The sequence below is a fragment of the Pseudolysinimonas sp. genome, assembly GCF_049651805.1.
Classification (GTDB): Bacteria; Actinomycetota; Actinomycetes; order Actinomycetales; family Microbacteriaceae; genus Pseudolysinimonas_A.
Genome location: NZ_JBASCU010000017.1, coordinates 1 through 16,286 on the forward strand (window position 1 = coordinate 1; position 16,286 = coordinate 16,286).

Sequence of the window (16,286 nt, forward strand, 5' to 3'; positions counted from 1 at the left end):
GCCCGGCCCCCTCTGGCTGCGCGGCCGCAGCTGCTTGACTACAGCAGCGGACGCGAGACGCGCGCCCCGTCAGGAGGTTGCCGTGAGTTTCATCCCGTTCCTCATCCTCGGTCTGATCGCCGCCATCATCGCCAAGGTGATCCTCAAGCAGAAGCACGGCTGGATCGTGACGATCCTGTTGGGCCTCGCCGGGGCCGCCCTCGGCGGCTGGATCGGCGGAATGGTCACGGGCGAAGATATCTACGGCGTCAACGGCTTCTGGTCGATCACCTCGTGGCTCTTCGCCATCGGCGGTGCCGTCATCGTGCTGCTCCTCTTCGGGCTCATCACCCGCAACCGCTCGAAGGCGTGAACGTCGTCACCGGTCGCGGCCTGGTGACGGCGGCCGGTGACAGGATGGCGGGGTGAGCAAGCAGGACGGCAGCGGGCGGCAGGTCACCGCGTCGCCCGTCGACGACCTCACCGCACACCTGTTGCACGTCGACATGGACGCGTTCTTCGCGTCGGTCGAGCTGCTCGAGCATCCCGAGCTGGTGGGAAAGCCTGTCATCGTCGGGCACCCCTCTGCGCGTTCGGTCGTGACCGCCGCCACGTACGAGGCTCGCAAGTTCGGGGTCAATTCGGCGATGCCCATGGCCGTCGCCCTGCGTCGATGCCCTCAGGCGATCGTGCTCGAGCCGCACTACGACCGCTACACGAAGTATTCCGGCATCGTGATGGACATCTTTCGCGACGTCACCCCGATGGTCGAGGTGCTCGGCATCGACGAGGCCTTTTTGGATGTCGCGGGGGCTCGGCGTCTGATGGGCGCCCCGTGGCAGATCGGCACGCTCATCCGGGAGCGCGTGTTCGCCGAGACCGGCTTGCGCTGCTCGGTCGGAGCTGCGGCGACGAAGTACGTCGCGAAGCTCGCGTCGAGCCGAGCCAAGCCCGACGGACTGCTCGTCGTCCCCGAAGCCGACACGCTGGCGTTCCTGCACCCGCAACCGATCTCCGCGCTGTGGGGCGTGGGCGCGAAGACGGCAGAGAAGCTCGAAAGGCTCGGCTTGCGCACCGTGGCGGATGTCGCCGACGTGCCGCTGGACGCGCTGACCCGAGCGGTCGGCCCCGCGATGGCCGCCCATTTCCACGCGCTGGCGTGGGGACGCGACCCTCGTCAGGTGGTGACCGAACAGTTCGAGAAGAGCATCGGGCACGAGCGCACCTTCGAGACCAACATCGCCGACGTCGCAGAGCTCGAGAAAGAGATGCTGCGCCTGGCGAACGCGGTCGGGGCGCGTCTGCGAGGAGCGGGCGTTCAAGCCCGCACAGTGGCCCTCAAGCTGCGCTTCGCCGACTTCTCGACGATCAGCCGCTCCCGCACCCTCCCGGAGCCCACCGACCTCGGGCGTCGCCTCTACGAGGAGGCCCGCACGCTGTATGCGGAATCCGGTCGGGCGGGCGAACCTGTGCGACTGCTCGGCGTGCGTGGTGAGCAACTCGTCGGTCGGGTTGTCGATGCGGGGCTCTGGGACGACGACGGGGATTGGCGCGAGGCCGAGCACGCGGTCGACGCGATCACCGCGAAATTCGGTCGCTCGTTGGTGCGTCCCGCCACGCTGCTCGGTGACGACCCCGACCGCCGGATGCCGATGCGGGGCGAGCCGGCCTAGTTGGCCCTCGCGATGCGGAAGACCGGGAAGTCGGCCGCAACGGCACGCACGTCGTCGTCAGAGGACTTCACCGACAACCCTTCGAAGAAGGCTCCGACCTCCCAGGCCCAGACCCGGAGGTACTCGCGGATGATCGGAAGCTTGTCGGCATCCGGCACCTCGGCGACGGTGATCGGTTCACGGTGCCGACCCCGGAGCAAGGCGGCGGCGCCCGACACGCGGATGTTGCGCACCCATTCGGTCTCGCCGCGAGGTGCGAGAAGGTAGCGCTCGCCGGCGAGCGGAAGTGGATTGACCGGTGTGCGACGCGGCTCGCCGCTGCGCCGTCCGACGACTTCGAGGATCGCCGCGCCCGCGACGTTCACGCCCCTGCGTACCAACCAGGCGACGAACGGGTTGAAGACGCGGCTGGTGAAACCACCCGGCTTCAGATAGCGACGGGGCGCGGTGTCTTCAGTCATTGCTCGACCCTAGGGCTCCTGTCGGCGGCACCGGGTAACGTCTCATCAAGTGAGCGAGTCGTCGGAGGTGCCCGTGTTCCGGGCGACCGCGGCGGCCGAGCACCTCTCTCCGAGCTTCCCCGAACGCGCGCCCTGGGGAACCGTCGCCAAACTGCGAGCCTGGCAGGAGGAGGCCCTCGCCGAGTACCTGCGGCGCGACGCTCGCGACTTTCTCGTGTCTGCGACCCCGGGCGCCGGTAAGACCGCATTCGCGTTGCGGCTCGCGTCCGAGTTGTTGAAACGCAAAGTCATCGACCGAGTCACCGTCGTCGCCCCGACGGAGCACCTCAAGATCCAGTGGGCGGATGCCGCGCACCGCGCCGGCATCCGGCTCGATCCGCGGTTCAGCAACAAGCACTCGCGGGAATCCCGGCCGTACCACGGGGTCGCCGTCACCTACGCGCAGGTGGCCGTGCGGCCGTCACTGCACAAGGCACTCACCGAGTCGAAGCGCTCCTTGGTGATCCTCGACGAGGTGCATCACGGGGGCGACGCGCTGTCGTGGGGCGATGCGATCCGGGAGGCGTTCGAGGGGGCGACCCGTCGGCTGTCGCTGACCGGCACGCCGTTCCGCTCCGATACCGCCCCCATTCCCTTCGTGAGCTACCTGCGTGACGAGCGCGGCATCCGGTTGTCGCAGACCGACTACGCCTATGGCTACGGGCGCGCACTTGCGGACGGCATCGTGCGGCCCGTCATGTTCCTGTCCTACGCGGGCTCGATGCGCTGGCGCACGCGGCAGGGCGACGAGATGGAGGCGGCGCTCGGTCAGGGCGACACCGCCGATGTGACCGCCCAGGCCTGGCGTGCGGCTCTCGACCCCGACGGCGACTGGATCCCCGCGGTGCTCGCTGCCGCCGATCGTCGGCTTTCGGAAGTGCGCCGCGACGTTCCCGACGCCGGTGGTCTGGTCATCGCGACCGACCACGTCACCGCCCGCGCCTACGCGACGATCCTCACCGACCTCACCGGCCACGTTCCCACGGTGGTGCTCAGCGACGAGGTGGGTGGCAGCGACAAGATCCAGAACTTCACGAACGGCACGCAACGTTGGATGGTGGCGGTGCGGATGGTCTCGGAAGGCGTCGACGTGCCGCGCCTCATGGTCGGGGTCTACGCGACCTCGTCGTCGACGCCGCTCTTCTTCGCCCAGGCGATCGGGCGCTTCGTGCGCACGCGACGGCGGGGTGAGCTTGCGTCGATCTTCGTACCGAGCGTGCCGGTTCTCCTCGAGCTCGCGGCGCAGCTCGAACGCGAGCGCGACCACGCTCTCGATCGGGAGCGCGCCGACGACGAACTGCTCGACGACGAGAGCCTGGAGCGCGCGCAGGAGCGCGAGGCCGCATCGGCGGAGCTGCTCGACGAGTACGAATGGCAGGCCCTGGGTTCGGTCGCGACCTTCGAGAAGGTGCTCTACGACGGGCAGGACTTCGGCACGCTCGCCGAGCCCGGCAGCCCGGAGGAGTGGGAGTTCATCGGAATTCCGGGCATCCTCGAGCCGGAAGACGTCAGCCGCCTTCTCAAACTGCGGCAGGCGCGTCAGCAGCGACGTGGTGTCGAGCGTTCTCGTGACGAGCCCGACCGGCAGGCGCCGATGCCGCTGCACCGGTCGCTCGCCGAACAACGCCGGCTGCTCAACAGCCTCGTGTCGATCTGGGCGCGCACGACGGGCGAAACGCACGCCCAAGTCCATTCCGAGGTGCGGCGTCTCGGCGGCGGGCCCGAGGTCGGGCGGGCGACGGTCGCCCAGTTGCAGGCACGGGTCGACATCCTGCGCAAACGGATCAACGGTCGATGACTCCGGGCGCGAGGTGCACGATGAGTCATAGCCTGGCGATCGACGCAGGGTGGGCGACGGCGGGACGTCAGGATGCCCCGCGTCGGCGTGATGGACTGAAGGGGTGGCACCATCCCTCCGGGCGAAACTGCTGACCGCAGTCGCCGGGCATCCCGACGGCACCGCACCGTACGTTCTCGAGCTCGCCGAGGGCGACGATGCCGGGTACTTCGCCGAGGACTCGGCGCCGTGGATCGTGCATGCCGGGATGGGCACCTTCGTCGCCGGCATCCGCGCGCTGCTCATGCAGGCCCTCCACCCCGGCGCAATGGCGGGCGTTCACGACTGGTCGCGGTACCGGGAGGATCCGCTGGGACGCCTCTCCGGCACGGTGCGCTGGATCGTCATGCTCACCTTCGGCTCGACCGCGCAGGCCGACGCCGAGGTGGCGCGGGTGGGGCGGTTCCACTCTCGGGTCACCGGCGAGTACACGACGACGGAAGGCTCGGCGCGCCGCTATTCGGCGACCGATGGCGACCTGGTCGACTGGGTGCACGTCACCTTCGCCGACGCGTTCCTGACCTGCCACGAGGTGTGGGGTCGGCCCATTCCCGGCGGCGCCGACGCGTACGCGCGCGACTGGGCCACCGCCGGCCGGCTCATGGGCGTCGAGGCGCCACCGGTCACGGCAGACGGGTTGCGCGCGCGACGCGACGGCTATCTCGAGCGGGGCGAACTCCGCGGTGACGAACGCGTGGCCGACGTCGTGCGGTTCCTCAGGAAGCCGCCGTTCACGGGCACGCTCGGCATCGCCTACCGGGTGCTGTTCGCTGCGGCGGTGTCGACGATCCCGGCACCGTACCGTCGGCTGCTCGGGGTGCGCCGCTCTGTGCTGCCGGTTCGAGCGCTCACCGGCGCCGCACTCTGGTTCGCACAGCGGGCGATCGGCTCCGGCCCGCGGGCCCAGGATTTCGCCCGGATGCGGCTGCGGCGACTCGGCTGAAGCCCGCCGGCTAGTGGAAGTCGCGGGAGCGGTGCAACACGCCGGCGCTGAGCGGCTCGAAGGCGTCGGCGAGCAGGTTGGTGACGCCCTCGTCGGAGCGCTCGAGGATGCCGCGCACCAGCAGAGCGGGCGACTCGCGGGCGATGCGGCGGTAACGCTTCCAGACGCCGACCGAGCAGATGACGTTGACCCAGCCGTGCTCGTCTTCGAGGTTCATGAACGTCATGCCGCTCGCGGTGCCCGGCCGCTGCCGGTGGGTGACGAGGCCGGCGACCTCCACCCGGCGTCCGGACTCGTGGGTGCGTAGCGCCGACGACGGCAGCACGCCGCGTTCGTCGAGGGCGGCACGCAGGTGTGCGACCGGATGATCGTCGACCGAGATGCCGGTGGCCCACAGGTCGTCGCGCAGGGTCTCGAATGAGGTCGGGTCGGCGAACAGCGGCGGCTGCACGGTGACGATGCTCGACGGCAGGAACTCCGCGCGGTCACCCGCCGCGGCGCCCGCCCGCCACAGCGCCTCGCGGCGCGCGAGATCGAACCCGTCAAACGCGTCGGCGGTCGCCAGAGCTTCGAGCTGCGCGGTGGTGAGCCCGACCCGACGCACGAGGTCTTCCATCGAGATGAACGGACCGCGCGACCCGTCGCGTTCGGCGACGATGCGCTTCGCCACCGACTCGCCGATGCCCCGCACCCCGGCGAGCCCGAGCCGCACCGCGGCGTTGCCGTCCCGCCGGTGCTCGGCCGTCGTGTCGGAAGCGTTCTGATTGAACACCGGCACGGGTGACTGCTCGCCGAAGCATCCCTCGAGCCCCGTTTCGGCCGCCAGACCCTCGCCTTCCACCGGTTCCAGAAGCGCGAACACCCCGGAACGCAGGATGTCGGGCCGCCGCACCTCCACGCCGTGCCGCCGGGTGTCGGCGACGAGGGTCGCAGGGGAGTAGAAGCCCATCGGCTGCGCCCGCAACAACCCGGCGAGGAACGCCGCCGGATAGTGCAGCTTGAGCCACGACGAGGCGTAGACGAGCAGCGCGAAGCTCAGGGCATGGCTTTCGGCGAATCCGAAGTTCGCGAACGCCTCGATCTGCCCGTAGATCGTCGCGATGCCCTGCTCATCGATGCCTTTCGCGTGCAGCCCCGTTTCGAGCTTCTCGCGCAGGGTGCCGATGCGGATCGTGCCGCGCTTCGACCCGAGTGAGCGGCGCAGCAGGTCGGCTTCTTCGGGATCGAGACCGGCGACATCCCGCGCCATCTTGATGACCTGCTCTTGAAACACCGGAACGCCGAAGGTGCGGCCGAGGATCGGCTCGAAGTCGGGATGCAGGTACTCGAACGGTTCGCCGAGCTTACGGCGTACGAACGGGTGCACCGCGCCGCCCTGGATCGGCCCGGGCCGGATGAGCGCGACCTGGATGACGAGGTCGTAGAACGACCGCGGCTGCAGCCGGGGGAGCAGCCCCATCTGCGCCCGCGACTCCACCTGGAAAACCCCGATCGCGTCGGCCCGGCACAGGGCGTCGTAGGTGCCGGGCTCCTCTTTCGGAATCGTCGCCAGGGTGAGTTCGCGGCCGAAGGCGGCGCGGATCTGATCGAACGAGTGCTGAAGCGCCGACAGGATGCCGAGGCCCAGCAGGTCGAACTTGACCAGCCCCATCCAGGCGCAGTCGTCTTTCTCCCACTGCAACACGGTGCGTTTGTCCATCCGCGCGTGCTCGATCGGCACCACCTCGCCGATCGGGCGCTCGGTCATCACCATGCCGCCCGAGTGGATGCCGAGATGCCGCGGGAAGCCGAGCAGTTCGCCGGTGAGTTGCCGCACCCCGAGCGGGATGTCTTTCAGGTCTTCCGCGATCGGGTCGCCCCACCGTTCGAGCCGCTTCGACCAGGCATCCTGCTGTCCCGGTCCGTGCCCGAACGCCTTCGCCATGTCGCGGATGGCGTTGCGCGGCGTGTAGGTGACGACATTCGCGACCTGAGCGGCGTTCTCACGCCCGTACTTTTCGTAGACGTACTGGATGACCTCCTCGCGGCGGTCGGAGTCGAAGTCGACGTCGATGTCGGGCTCCTCGTCGCGGATGCTCGACAGGAACCGCTCGAACGGCAGCTCGTAGTAGATCGCGTCGATCGCCGTGATGCCCAGCAGGTAGCAGACGGCGCTGCTGGCAGCGCTGCCGCGGCCCTGACAGAGGATGCCGCGCCCCCTCGCGAAGTCGACGATGTCTTTCACGAGCAGGAAGTAGCCGGGAAAGTCCTTCGCGGCGATGACGTCCAGCTCGTTCTGGATGCGGCGGCGGTGGGAGTCGGGCATGCCCGGCCCGTAGATGCGAGCGGCCGCCTGCCAGGTCTCGTGCGCCAGCCAGCCCATCAGGTCGAAGCCAGCGGGCACGTCGAGTTGCGGCAGCCGCGGGGTGACGCTGCGCAGCTCGAACGCCGTCTCACGGGCGAGTTCGACCGAGTACGCGACGGCACCGGGGTAGCGCGAGAACCGGGCGGCCATCTCGAAGCCCGAGCGCAGAAACCCGCCGCCCGCCGCCGGCAGCCAGGGCTCGTGCTGGTCGAGGCTCGCGTGCGCCCGCACGGCGGCGAGGGCGGTCGCGAGCGGGGCGCGCTCCGGCCGGGCGTAGTGCACGTTTCCGGTCGCCACGATCGGCAGGCCGAGGTCGCGCGCCAGCCCGGCGAGGGCGTCGTTGCGGTCGGAGTCGAGCGGATCGCCGCGGTCGGTCAGCTCGACGATGACGTTGTCGCGGCCGAACCGCTCGACGAGGGCGCGCAGTTCGCGCCCGGCGGCATCCCGGCCGTGCGTCTCGAGCGCCTGCCGCACCGTGCCCTTGCGGCATCCACTCAGCACCGCCCAGTGCCCGCCTGCGGTGTCGCCGAGCGCGTCGAGGTCGTATAGCGGCCGGCCCTTCTCGCCGCCGTCGAGGTGGCCCTTGGTGAGCGCCTTCGACAGCCGGTGATACCCCTCGGTACCGCGGGCCAGCACGAGCAGGTGAGCTCCCTCCGGGTCGGGGATGCCGTTCTGCGGCGTGCGCAGGCCGAGCGAGAGTTCCGCGCCGTAGACGCTCGGCATCCCGTGGGCCAAGGCGGCCTCGGCGAACCGCACGGCGCCGTAGAAGCCGTCGTGGTCGGTGAGCGCGATGGCCTCCAGCCGCAGGCGCTTCGCCTCCTCGATGAGGTGCTCGGGCATGCTCGCGCCGTCGAGGAACGAATACGCCGAGTGCACATGCAGTTCGGCGTAGGGCACGACGGGTTCGTCGGGGGCCTCGAGGATGGGCGCCTGGTACCGCGGCCGGTGGTTGTGCGCCGTCGCGCCGTCGGCCTTCGGAGCCTGCCCCGACATCCGTCGTTCGAGTTCGCTCCAGTCGAACGGCGGGTTGTGCCAGCCGCCCATCAGTCATACCTCCCGTGCGCCCACCACCCCCGGGCGTCAAGAACGAGCAGCCACGCCTCACCCTGCGCATCCACCATCTGGAACCGCTGCGCCGCCCGGGCACTCGACGCATCCCACCAGCGTTCCTCAAGCGGCCACGGCCCCGCCCACGCGGTGAGGTCGCGGCGGGAACCGGTCGGCGACACGATGACCGCCGGCGACGCGGAGAGCACCCCGCGCTCGGTCACCGACACCTGCGCGCCGCGCACGTCTTCGACGCTGATCTGCCGGGGGATCTCGTACACCGTCGCCGGATAGGGCGGAGGTACCGCTCCGGGCCACGGACGCCGCGGGTCGCGCGTGAGCACCGGTCGATCGCCCCAGGCGACCCGTTGCTGGCGGTCGGCCGGCATCCGCCCGCCCGCCGGAACGGCGGTGCCGACGCCCCCGTGGCCGAGCATGCCCTGCACCCGGCTCACCCCGGAATGCACGCCCTCGTCGGGCCCGGTGCCCCAGATGCCGCGTTCGTGCGCGCCAACCGGGTCGACGGTCTCGGGGGTGAGCCGCACCCGGGCGACGGGGGAGCGCAGTTCGCCCGCGATGGCATCCAACTGCCACCGCACCCGATCGACGACCTCCGCCGCGGTGAACGACCGCGGATGCAGCCAGACCCGGTCGGTGCTCTCGCCGTCAGCGCCGAACAGCTCGACGCGCAGCGCCGTGCAAACCAGCCGCTGGTCGAGCAGCTCGTCGAGGAAGCGTTCGGATGCCGTGCGCATGCCGAAGGCGATCTGGTCGACCCGGGCGAGCGGGGGCTCGAAATCCACGACAGCGTCGACATCACGCGGTGGGATGCGCGGGGTCGCCGGCCGCGGGTCACGGCCGGCGGCGAGGGCGTGCAGCCGGGCGCCGAGGGGGCCGAACCGCGCGGCGACATCCGCCTCGTCGAGTGCGGCGAATGCGCCCAGGGTACGGATGCCGAGCCGGGGGAGCAGCGACACCAGCTCGGGATCTTCGAGCAGCCCGACCGGCAGCGGGGCGAGAAATGCCCCCGTCTCACCGGCGGGGACGATCGTGACCGCGTCAGAGCCGGGCGCCGACCACCGCGCGGCGCGTTCCGCGGCGAACAAGCCGTCGGCGATCCCCGCCCGCGCGGACGGCACCCCGAGTTCGGCGAGGGTTCCGAGCAGCGCGAGTGCGGCCGCGGTCTCGCCGCCGTAGTACCGGGCCGGGCCGCGCGCACGCACCGCGAGCATCCCGGGCCGGAGCGGATGCACACCCGGAAGCGCCCCCTCGAGCGCGGTGAGCACCGGCTCGAACGCCCGGGAATCGAGGGCCGGGTCGTAGCGCAGCACCTGCACGGCGGGGCACCGCGCCTGCGCCTCGCGCTGCCGCATCCCACGGCGCACTCCCTCTGCACGAGCTGCGGGCGAGCAGGCGAGCACGATGTTCTTTTCGATGAGCGCCGCCGGGGCGTCGGCGGGCAACCGCGCCTCCCGGGCGTGCGCGTGCACCGGCCAGTCGGGACACCACAGCACCAGCAGACGGGGTTGCCGGGATGACTCGAACATGTGTTCGATTGTGCCACGCCCCACCGACGGCGTGAACTGGGGGCATGGCCACCATCGGGTCCGTGGTGTGGGGAGTGCGCGACATCCCGCGCGCCATCGAGTTCTGGGCGGCGGCGCTCGACTACGAACTCTCGCGGCCGCCCGACGACGACTGGGCGATGCTCGTGCCGCACGAAGGGCAGGAGGGCATCCAGCTCTCACTCAAGCTGACCAACTCCGACGGGCCGCATCGCCACCATCTCGACTTGTTCAGCGACGATCAGGCCGCCGACGTCGAGCGCTTTCTCGAACTCGGCGCCGATCCCGTCGACTGGGAGTACGAGCCCGACGCCGACTACGTCGTGCTGAGCGACCCCGACGGCAACCGCTTCTGCATCGTGCAGGTCTGAGCCCGACTCTCGGCTCACCGGCATGTCACCCATCCCCACCCAACGGATCGAGAACGGCCTGCTCGCCGTCGCCATCCTGGTCGCCTTCTTCGTGGCCGACGCGGGCTGGTGGTGGCCGCTCGTGGCGTTCCTCGCCTTCGACCTCTCGGCGCTCGGCTATCTCGCCGGCCGCCGGGTGGGCGCCGCGGCCTACAACGCCGTGCACTCCTACATCGGGCCCGCGGGCCTGGTGATCGCGGGACTCGTGCTCGGCTACGGGCTGAAACTCGTCGACGGCTTCACCCACACCCACCTCGGTCGCATCGGAAAGGACCGACATGTCGCGTCCTGAGCGCCCCGCCACCCCGCGCTGGACCCCCCTCGCGCTCGTCTACCTGGTGCTGGCGATCGTCGGCCTCATCACCACCTGGACGTTCAACATCCTCGCGATCCGGGCAGGCAGCGACTTCTTCGTCGAGTGGGGCTCGAACGGCTTCGCCACCCAGTCGCTGCAGGTCGACCTGTTGATTCTCGCGGTCGCGGTCGGTGTCTTCCTGGTGATCGAGGGCCGTCGCATCGGGATGCGCCACGCGTGGCTCTTCCTGCCGCTCTCCGCGGTGACGGCTGCCGCGTTCGCGATGCCGTTGTTCCTGGCGCTGCGGGAGAGGAAACTGGCGGCATGACCGACGCTATGCCGGAGTTCGACCGGATCGTGGAGACCCTCGGGCCCGAGGTGGAACGCAAACGGATGATGGGGTCGGCGGTCCTGATGCGCGAGGGCAGAATGGTCGCCTGCCTCAACGGCGACCTGCTCGCCGTGAAGCTCGGTCGCGACCGCCCGGAGCACGCCGAAGCCCTCGCGGTCCCTGGCGCCGCGACGTGGTCGCCGCAGCCGAGCCGCAACGGCTTCACCGACTGGGTCGGGATGCCACTGGCGGCGAACGGGGTATGGCTCGACTGGGTGCGTACCGCGATCGACCTCGCCGACGAGGCCGCCCTGACGGCCGCGTCGAAGCCCGCGAAACCGCGCACGAAGCCCCGTGCCGAGAAGCCCCGTGCCGAGAAGCCCCGTGCCGAGAAGCCCGGAGGCGGGGGAGGGGGCGGCGGAATCTAGGCGACGGCCTAGAGGTCGAGCTCGACCTTCACTGTCACGGTGTCGCCCGCCTCGACGCCTTCGGCTTTGCGCACCGCCTTCTTGAGCGGCAGCACGTACACGCCGGCCTTCGCGTCGGGAAAGATCGACGTCTTCCACACCGTCGCCCCGAGCGTGACGGTGACTCGCACCGACCCGAACCCGCGGGGGAGGGCCCCGGCAACCTCACGGATCTCGACGGATGCCTCTTCCGGCAGGCTGACGAACACCCACGAGTCGCCCTGGCGCGCATCCCACAGCCATGCTTCGGCGTCGAACAGATAGATCACGGAACAACGCTACGGAGAGGAACGACGTCGCGCACGCGCGGCCCCACACCGGCGACCTGCTGGTCGGCACCGGGCAGCCACAACCGCCGCGACTTCATCCGCCCCTGCCATGCCGACGCCACCGATCCCACGGTGACCTGCCGTGCAATGAGGTGTCCGAATCCCGACCCGAGGCCGACCCAGGCGCTTTCGAAGATCGAGAGGGCAGCATCCGTCTGCGGCCACTCACCGAGCGCGACGAGCACCGCCTCGCGTTGCCGCAGCCGCGCCGCGAGTTTGCCCGCCGCCGCCTCGGGCACTCGGGAACGGCCGTCGCGCACCGGCGGTTTCACGAGCACGACCGAGACGACGTCGACGAGTGCCGAAACCACCGCCATCCACTGCTCGCCGGGATGCGGCACCAGCACGAGCCGCTCGAGGTCGATACCGAGCCCGGCCGCAGCCTCGGCCCCAAGGTCGGGGACGCCGACGACCGCGCACCACGCGCCGGCTGCACTCGGCCCCTGCAACAGCGCGAGGGCGAGAGTCGTGGATGCCGCTACCTGATACCGGCCGCCGGCCGCGAGCGCGCCACCCGGGAGCAGATCGACGAGCGCCTGGTGCGTCGGGATGGCGCGGGTGTCGAGGCGGTTGCGCTGCATCCCGCGGATGCGCGCCTGCAGGTCGCGGATCACCTCGGCGTTGCTCGGGGGCGCGTCGAGCACGACGGCCGCCATTGCTGCTCCGGACTCGAACATGTGTTCGATTCTGTCACTCGGGGCCGACAGGCGATACCCCACGCCGGCTCCGTGCCGGCCGGACGCGAGGAAGGCCCCCGACCGTGATGATCGGGGGCCTTCACACTCGCGTGCGCGAGGGGGGACTTGAACCCCCACGCCCTTTCGGGCACTAGCACCTCAAGCTAGCGCGTCTGCCATTTCCGCCACCCGCGCGAGTGCGCCGCCCACAAGGACGACCGAGGATAGAGATTAGCACGCACCCCCGGTGCGCTCCGACCGGTCGGTGGTCGCCGGTAGCTTGGCAACATGGCGATCGACGATCATCCGCGGATGCGGTTCGAGACGATCGCACAGTTCCGGGCCTGGCTCGACGCGAATCACGAGACGGCGCAGGGCATCCGCCTCGAGATCGCGAAGAAGGGCGCCCCGATCACCACGCACACCGTCGACGAGTCGTTGGATGCCGCCCTCGAGTACGGCTGGATCGACGGCCGCCGCAAAGGCATCGATGAGCACCTGTTCGAGCAGTACTACTCCCCGCGCGGGCCGAAGAGCACGTGGTCGGTCAAGAACGTCGAGACCGTCACCCGCAAGATCGCCGCGGGGGAGCTGAAGCCGCGCGGCCTCGCCGAAGTTGAGAAGGCTCAAGCCGACGGGCGCTGGGATCGGGCCTATTCCGGTTCGGCGGCCGCCGAGCCGCATCCTGACTTCCTCGCGGCCCTCGCGAAGAACCCCGCGGCACAGGCGACCTACGAAACCCTGAGCGCGCAGAACCGGTTCGCGATCTACTTTCGGTTGCACCAGGCGAAGAGGCCCGAAACCGTCACCCGCAACATCGAGAAGTTCATCGACATGCTCGCCCGTGGCGAAACCTTCTATTGAGCCGCAGTGGCTCGGTATCCTGCCGCCATGAGGCCTCCGATCACTCTGGTCGCGCCGACTGTCGCCGCGCTCACACTCCTCACGGCATGCAGCCCACCGGTGACGGGGGCGATCGGTTTCTCGGTCGAGAAGGGCCGACTCGTCGCGATCGTGCACATGTGCGAGGGAACGGCACAGCAGTTGCAGATCGTCCCAGAGGGCGACGTGAGCGACGGGTTCTTCGAGCGACAGTTCTGGGACCTATCGCCCGCCGATGGCAACGAGTACCGGCTCGACATCGGCGACCTCGATGCGTTCGGGTCGGCGCTCGACCCTGACGTGTCGTACTCGACCAGCGCGGAGCCCCACGACGACTCCCGTTCAGCTCGCGGCCCGAATCTCACGGCGGCCGATCTTGCCGGACTCGACGACGGCGACGTGTTCTACCGGGTCATCGAGCCCGAGGTCGCCACCCTCGCCGGGACTCTCGACGACTTCCGCGCCGCGGCCTGCGCCTGACCCCGGTCTCGCATCCGGCCTCGGTTACTCTCGAGACCATGGCGACGAGCGGTCACGAGTCAGGCGAGCTCGAGCCGACCGCCGCGATCGCGCGCGACCTGATCCGCTTCGAGACGGTCAACTGGGGCGGCGGGCGCAGCAAGGGTGAGACCGAAGCCGCCGAGTACTGCGCCGCGAGACTCGAGGCCCTCGGCCTGACGCCGCAGCTCTTCGACTCCGAGCCCGGTCGCACGAGCGTCGTCGCGCGGGTGCCGGGTCGCGACCCCGAGCGTCCTGCGATGGTGCTGCACGGTCATCTCGATGTCGTTCCCGCCGACGCCGCGAACTGGAGCGTCGACCCGTTCGAGGGCGTCATCCAAGACGGCATGCTGTGGGGTCGGGGCGCGGTCGACATGAAGGACATGGATGCCATGATCCTGACGTCGCTCGGCGACATCCTCTCGGCGGGCGAACTGCCGGCACGCGAGCTGATCGTCGCGTTCTTCGCCGACGAAGAGAACGGCGGCGTCTACGGCTCGCACTTCCTGGTCGACGAGCATCCCGAACTGTTCGCGGGAGCGACCGAAGCGGTGAGCGAGGTCGGCGGCTATTCGATCGACCTCGGCGGCACGCGTGCCTATCTGCTGCAGACGGGGGAGAAGGCGCTCCTCTGGATCAAGCTCATCGCGCGCGGTACGGCAGCGCACGGCTCCCGAGTGATGCACGACAACGCGGTCACCAAACTCGCCGACGCCGTCGCGAAGCTCGGTCGCGAAGAGTGGCCCGTGCACCTGACGGCCACGACGCGCGATCAGCTCGCCCGACTCGCGGAGATCCTCGGCGGCGACATCGACGAGCCCGACGAGCTCATCCTCTCGACCGGGACGGCGGCCGGATTCCTGCAGGCCGGCATCCGTGTGACGACCAACCCGACGGTGCTCGAGGCGGGCTACAAGCACAACGTCATCCCCGACCGCGCCGAGGCGCTCATCGACACCCGCCCGTTCCCCGGCCGCGAAGACGAGGTGCTCGCCCGCATCCGCGAGATCGTCGGGCCCGAGATCGAGATCGAGATCGTGCATCACGACATCGGCATGGAGGGCGAGTTCTCGGGAGATCTGGTGGATGCCATGGTCGCCTCCCTGCATCGCTTCGACCCCGGCGCGCCCGTTCTGCCGTACCTGATGAGCGGCGGCACCGACAACAAGGCGCTCGCCAAGCTGGGCATCACCGGCTACGGCTTCGCGCCGCTCAAGCTCGGCCCGGAGCTCAACTTCCCGGCGATGTTCCACGGCGTCGACGAGCGCGTGCCGCTCGACGCCCTCGCGTTCGGCCGCACCGTGCTGGCCGACTTCCTGCGGACCTGCTGACGGGCGTCGATCTCGACCGGAACGGCGCCGCCCACTCTGCCGACACGACGCAACAGCCCACCCGAGGGGATGGCGGCGTTACGGGTGTTCGCGCCCGCCACGGGCGGCATCCAGCTCGGCGACATCGGGTAGGACTTCGTCACCGTCTCGCTGGCCGCCTCGACCTCGAGACCGGTCAGGCGAATCGCGCCGTCGCCGGCTTCGCGTCGTCGTGGTGTTCGTGACGAATCCCTCAGCGAACTGCTGACAGAATCGCGTGGTGGACTTTCTCGAGGCGATCATCCTGGGCCTCCTGCAGGGTCTCACCGAGTTCCTGCCGATCTCATCGAGCGCGCACCTGCGCATTGCCGGTGACCTCGCAGGCTGGGGCGACCCGGGGGCGACCTTCACCGCGATCACCCAGCTCGGCACCGAGCTCGCCGTGCTCATCTACTTCCGGCGCGACATCTTCCGCATCGTCGGCAAATGGTTCCGCTCCTTCGGATCCTCGCGCGGCTCGCACTCCGCGGGAATCCAGAAGGGCGACCCGGATGTGCGCCTCGGCTGGATCATCATCATCGGCACTGTCCCGATCGTGCTCGCGGGGTTCTTCCTGCAGGACTACATCCGCACCGGGCTGCGGTCGCTGTGGATCACGGCGATCGTGCTCATCGTGTTCGGCATCCTGCTCGGTCTCGCCGACCGCCTCGGCCGCCGCGTGAAGACCGTCGCCGACGTGACCTACCGCGACGGCATCCTCATCGGCCTCGCGCAGATGCTCGCCCTCGTGCCGGGCGTCTCGCGCTCGGGTGCCTCGACGAGTGCGGGACTCGTGCTCGGCTACGACCGACCCTCGGCGGCCCGGTTTTCGTTCCTGCTCGCCGTGCCGGCCGTGTTCGGTTCGGGGCTCTACGAGACCTACACGGCGTTCACCTGCGAGCCGGGCGTCGACGCCGGCTGCGGCGCCGGTTACGGGTTACTCGAGACGATCGCGGCGACCGTGGTCGCCTTCGGGGTGGGGCTCGCCGTGATCGCCTTCCTGATGCGCTACATCTCGACGCGATCGTTCCTGCCGTTCGTGATCTACCGCATCCTGCTCGGCGGCGTGCTGATCGCCCTGCTGTCCACGGGCGTGCTTCAGCCGTAGCCCCTCGGTGGTCGACGGAGGCCACTTCGACACCGCGGACCCCCGCGCGCGG

General features: G+C 69.9%; 17 protein-coding genes and 1 tRNA gene. 12 read left to right on the top strand and 6 right to left on the bottom strand.

Annotated elements, in window-relative coordinates:
- Nucleotides 1-82 precede the first annotated feature (82 nt).
- Nucleotides 83-352: a GlsB/YeaQ/YmgE family stress response membrane protein gene (locus WBL06_RS02990; protein ID WP_424454493.1), complete on the top strand. Its 270-nt coding sequence runs from the start codon at nucleotides 83-85 to the stop codon at nucleotides 350-352.
- 52 nt (nucleotides 353-404) lie between these two features.
- Nucleotides 405-1,652, top strand: a complete 1,248-nt coding sequence (gene dinB / locus WBL06_RS02995) for a DNA polymerase IV (protein WP_424454494.1) — start codon at nucleotides 405-407, stop codon at nucleotides 1,650-1,652.
- Here dinB and WBL06_RS03000 read toward each other — a convergent pair.
- The gene (locus WBL06_RS03000) at nucleotides 1,649-2,113 is read right to left on the bottom strand and encodes a nitroreductase family deazaflavin-dependent oxidoreductase (protein WP_424454495.1); all 465 of its coding nucleotides are present in this window, start codon (nucleotides 2,111-2,113) and stop codon (nucleotides 1,649-1,651) included. The two genes, dinB and WBL06_RS03000, sit on opposite strands and share 4 nt — an antisense overlap.
- A gap of 49 nt (nucleotides 2,114-2,162) precedes the next feature.
- On the opposite strand from WBL06_RS03000, the gene WBL06_RS03005 reads away from it, so the two are divergent.
- Nucleotides 2,163-3,950: a DEAD/DEAH box helicase gene (locus WBL06_RS03005; protein ID WP_424454496.1), complete on the top strand. Its 1,788-nt coding sequence runs from the start codon at nucleotides 2,163-2,165 to the stop codon at nucleotides 3,948-3,950.
- A gap of 103 nt (nucleotides 3,951-4,053) precedes the next feature.
- Nucleotides 4,054-4,932, top strand: coding sequence for an oxygenase MpaB family protein (locus tag WBL06_RS03010; protein ID WP_424454497.1), 879 nt, complete (start codon nucleotides 4,054-4,056; stop codon nucleotides 4,930-4,932).
- A 10-nt stretch (nucleotides 4,933-4,942) separates the two neighbouring features.
- Here the strand turns inward: WBL06_RS03010 and WBL06_RS03015 are convergent, their stop codons facing one another.
- Both WBL06_RS03015 and WBL06_RS03020 read right to left on the bottom strand, forming a co-directional pair.
- Nucleotides 4,943-8,320, bottom strand: a complete 3,378-nt coding sequence (locus tag WBL06_RS03015) for an error-prone DNA polymerase (RefSeq protein WP_424454498.1) — start codon at nucleotides 8,318-8,320, stop codon at nucleotides 4,943-4,945.
- The gene (locus WBL06_RS03020; RefSeq protein WP_424454499.1) at nucleotides 8,320-9,870 is read right to left on the bottom strand and encodes a DNA polymerase Y family protein; all 1,551 of its coding nucleotides are present in this window, start codon (nucleotides 9,868-9,870) and stop codon (nucleotides 8,320-8,322) included. The genes WBL06_RS03015 and WBL06_RS03020 overlap by 1 nt, the downstream gene beginning before the upstream one ends.
- Before the next feature lie 44 nt (nucleotides 9,871-9,914).
- Between WBL06_RS03020 and WBL06_RS03025 the strand changes: the two genes are divergently transcribed.
- The 4 genes from WBL06_RS03025 to WBL06_RS03040 are packed head-to-tail and all read left to right on the top strand — an operon-like array spanning nucleotide 9,915 to nucleotide 11,352.
- On the top strand, nucleotides 9,915-10,259 hold the full coding sequence (locus WBL06_RS03025) for a VOC family protein (protein WP_424454500.1): 345 nt from the start codon (nucleotides 9,915-9,917) through the stop codon (nucleotides 10,257-10,259).
- Nucleotides 10,260-10,281: 22 nt separating this feature from the next.
- Nucleotides 10,282-10,590, top strand: a complete 309-nt coding sequence (locus WBL06_RS03030) for a DUF4260 family protein (protein ID WP_424454501.1) — start codon at nucleotides 10,282-10,284, stop codon at nucleotides 10,588-10,590.
- Nucleotides 10,577-10,921, top strand: a complete 345-nt coding sequence (locus WBL06_RS03035) for a DUF2834 domain-containing protein (RefSeq protein ID WP_424454502.1) — start codon at nucleotides 10,577-10,579, stop codon at nucleotides 10,919-10,921. Before WBL06_RS03030 ends, WBL06_RS03035 begins: the two co-directional genes overlap by 14 nt.
- On the top strand, nucleotides 10,918-11,352 hold the full coding sequence (locus WBL06_RS03040; protein WP_424454503.1) for a hypothetical protein: 435 nt from the start codon (nucleotides 10,918-10,920) through the stop codon (nucleotides 11,350-11,352). Before WBL06_RS03035 ends, WBL06_RS03040 begins: the two co-directional genes overlap by 4 nt.
- Before the next feature lie 8 nt (nucleotides 11,353-11,360).
- Here the strand turns inward: WBL06_RS03040 and WBL06_RS03045 are convergent, their stop codons facing one another.
- From WBL06_RS03045 to WBL06_RS03055, 3 genes are all read right to left on the bottom strand, one after another.
- Nucleotides 11,361-11,660: a DUF1905 domain-containing protein gene (locus WBL06_RS03045; protein ID WP_424454504.1), complete on the bottom strand. Its 300-nt coding sequence runs from the start codon at nucleotides 11,658-11,660 to the stop codon at nucleotides 11,361-11,363.
- Nucleotides 11,657-12,397 (bottom strand): hypothetical protein, encoded by a 741-nt coding sequence (locus WBL06_RS03050; RefSeq protein WP_424454505.1) that lies wholly within the window; start codon nucleotides 12,395-12,397, stop codon nucleotides 11,657-11,659. The genes WBL06_RS03045 and WBL06_RS03050 overlap by 4 nt, the downstream gene beginning before the upstream one ends.
- Nucleotides 12,398-12,508: 111 nt before the next feature.
- A tRNA-Leu gene (locus WBL06_RS03055) sits at nucleotides 12,509-12,592 on the bottom strand.
- Nucleotides 12,593-12,685: 93 nt separating this feature from the next.
- On the opposite strand from WBL06_RS03055, the gene WBL06_RS03060 reads away from it, so the two are divergent.
- The 4 genes from WBL06_RS03060 to WBL06_RS03075 all read left to right on the top strand — a co-directional run bounded on the left by WBL06_RS03060 (nucleotide 12,686) and on the right by WBL06_RS03075 (nucleotide 16,234).
- Nucleotides 12,686-13,261 (top strand): YdeI/OmpD-associated family protein, encoded by a 576-nt coding sequence (locus WBL06_RS03060; RefSeq protein WP_424454506.1) that lies wholly within the window; start codon nucleotides 12,686-12,688, stop codon nucleotides 13,259-13,261.
- 27 nt (nucleotides 13,262-13,288) lie between these two features.
- On the top strand, nucleotides 13,289-13,759 hold the full coding sequence (locus WBL06_RS03065; protein WP_424454507.1) for a hypothetical protein: 471 nt from the start codon (nucleotides 13,289-13,291) through the stop codon (nucleotides 13,757-13,759).
- A gap of 38 nt (nucleotides 13,760-13,797) precedes the next feature.
- The gene (locus WBL06_RS03070) at nucleotides 13,798-15,108 is read left to right on the top strand and encodes a M20/M25/M40 family metallo-hydrolase (protein ID WP_424454508.1); all 1,311 of its coding nucleotides are present in this window, start codon (nucleotides 13,798-13,800) and stop codon (nucleotides 15,106-15,108) included.
- 259 nt (nucleotides 15,109-15,367) lie between these two features.
- On the top strand, nucleotides 15,368-16,234 hold the full coding sequence (locus WBL06_RS03075; RefSeq protein ID WP_424454509.1) for an undecaprenyl-diphosphate phosphatase: 867 nt from the start codon (nucleotides 15,368-15,370) through the stop codon (nucleotides 16,232-16,234).
- Nucleotides 16,235-16,286: the final 52 nt, after the last annotated feature.

Bases quoted from the DNA above. Each gene is read 5' to 3' on its own strand.
- WBL06_RS03030 (WP_424454501.1), top strand. From the start codon at position 10,282: ATGTCACCCATCCCCACCCAACGGATCGAGAACGGCCTGCTCGCCGTC.
- WBL06_RS03060 (WP_424454506.1), top strand. From the start codon at position 12,686: ATGGCGATCGACGATCATCCGCGGATGCGGTTCGAGACGATCGCACAG.
- WBL06_RS03025 (WP_424454500.1), top strand. From the start codon at position 9,915: ATGGCCACCATCGGGTCCGTGGTGTGGGGAGTGCGCGACATCCCGCGC.
- WBL06_RS03035 (WP_424454502.1), top strand. From the start codon at position 10,577: ATGTCGCGTCCTGAGCGCCCCGCCACCCCGCGCTGGACCCCCCTCGCG.
- WBL06_RS03065 (WP_424454507.1), top strand. From the start codon at position 13,289: ATGAGGCCTCCGATCACTCTGGTCGCGCCGACTGTCGCCGCGCTCACA.
- WBL06_RS03000 (WP_424454495.1), bottom strand. From the start codon at position 2,113: ATGACTGAAGACACCGCGCCCCGTCGCTATCTGAAGCCGGGTGGTTTC.
- WBL06_RS03070 (WP_424454508.1), top strand. From the start codon at position 13,798: ATGGCGACGAGCGGTCACGAGTCAGGCGAGCTCGAGCCGACCGCCGCG.
- WBL06_RS03015 (WP_424454498.1), bottom strand. From the start codon at position 8,320: ATGGGCGGCTGGCACAACCCGCCGTTCGACTGGAGCGAACTCGAACGA.
- WBL06_RS03050 (WP_424454505.1), bottom strand. From the start codon at position 12,397: ATGTTCGAGTCCGGAGCAGCAATGGCGGCCGTCGTGCTCGACGCGCCC.
- WBL06_RS03040 (WP_424454503.1), top strand. From the start codon at position 10,918: ATGACCGACGCTATGCCGGAGTTCGACCGGATCGTGGAGACCCTCGGG.
- WBL06_RS03020 (WP_424454499.1), bottom strand. From the start codon at position 9,870: ATGTTCGAGTCATCCCGGCAACCCCGTCTGCTGGTGCTGTGGTGTCCC.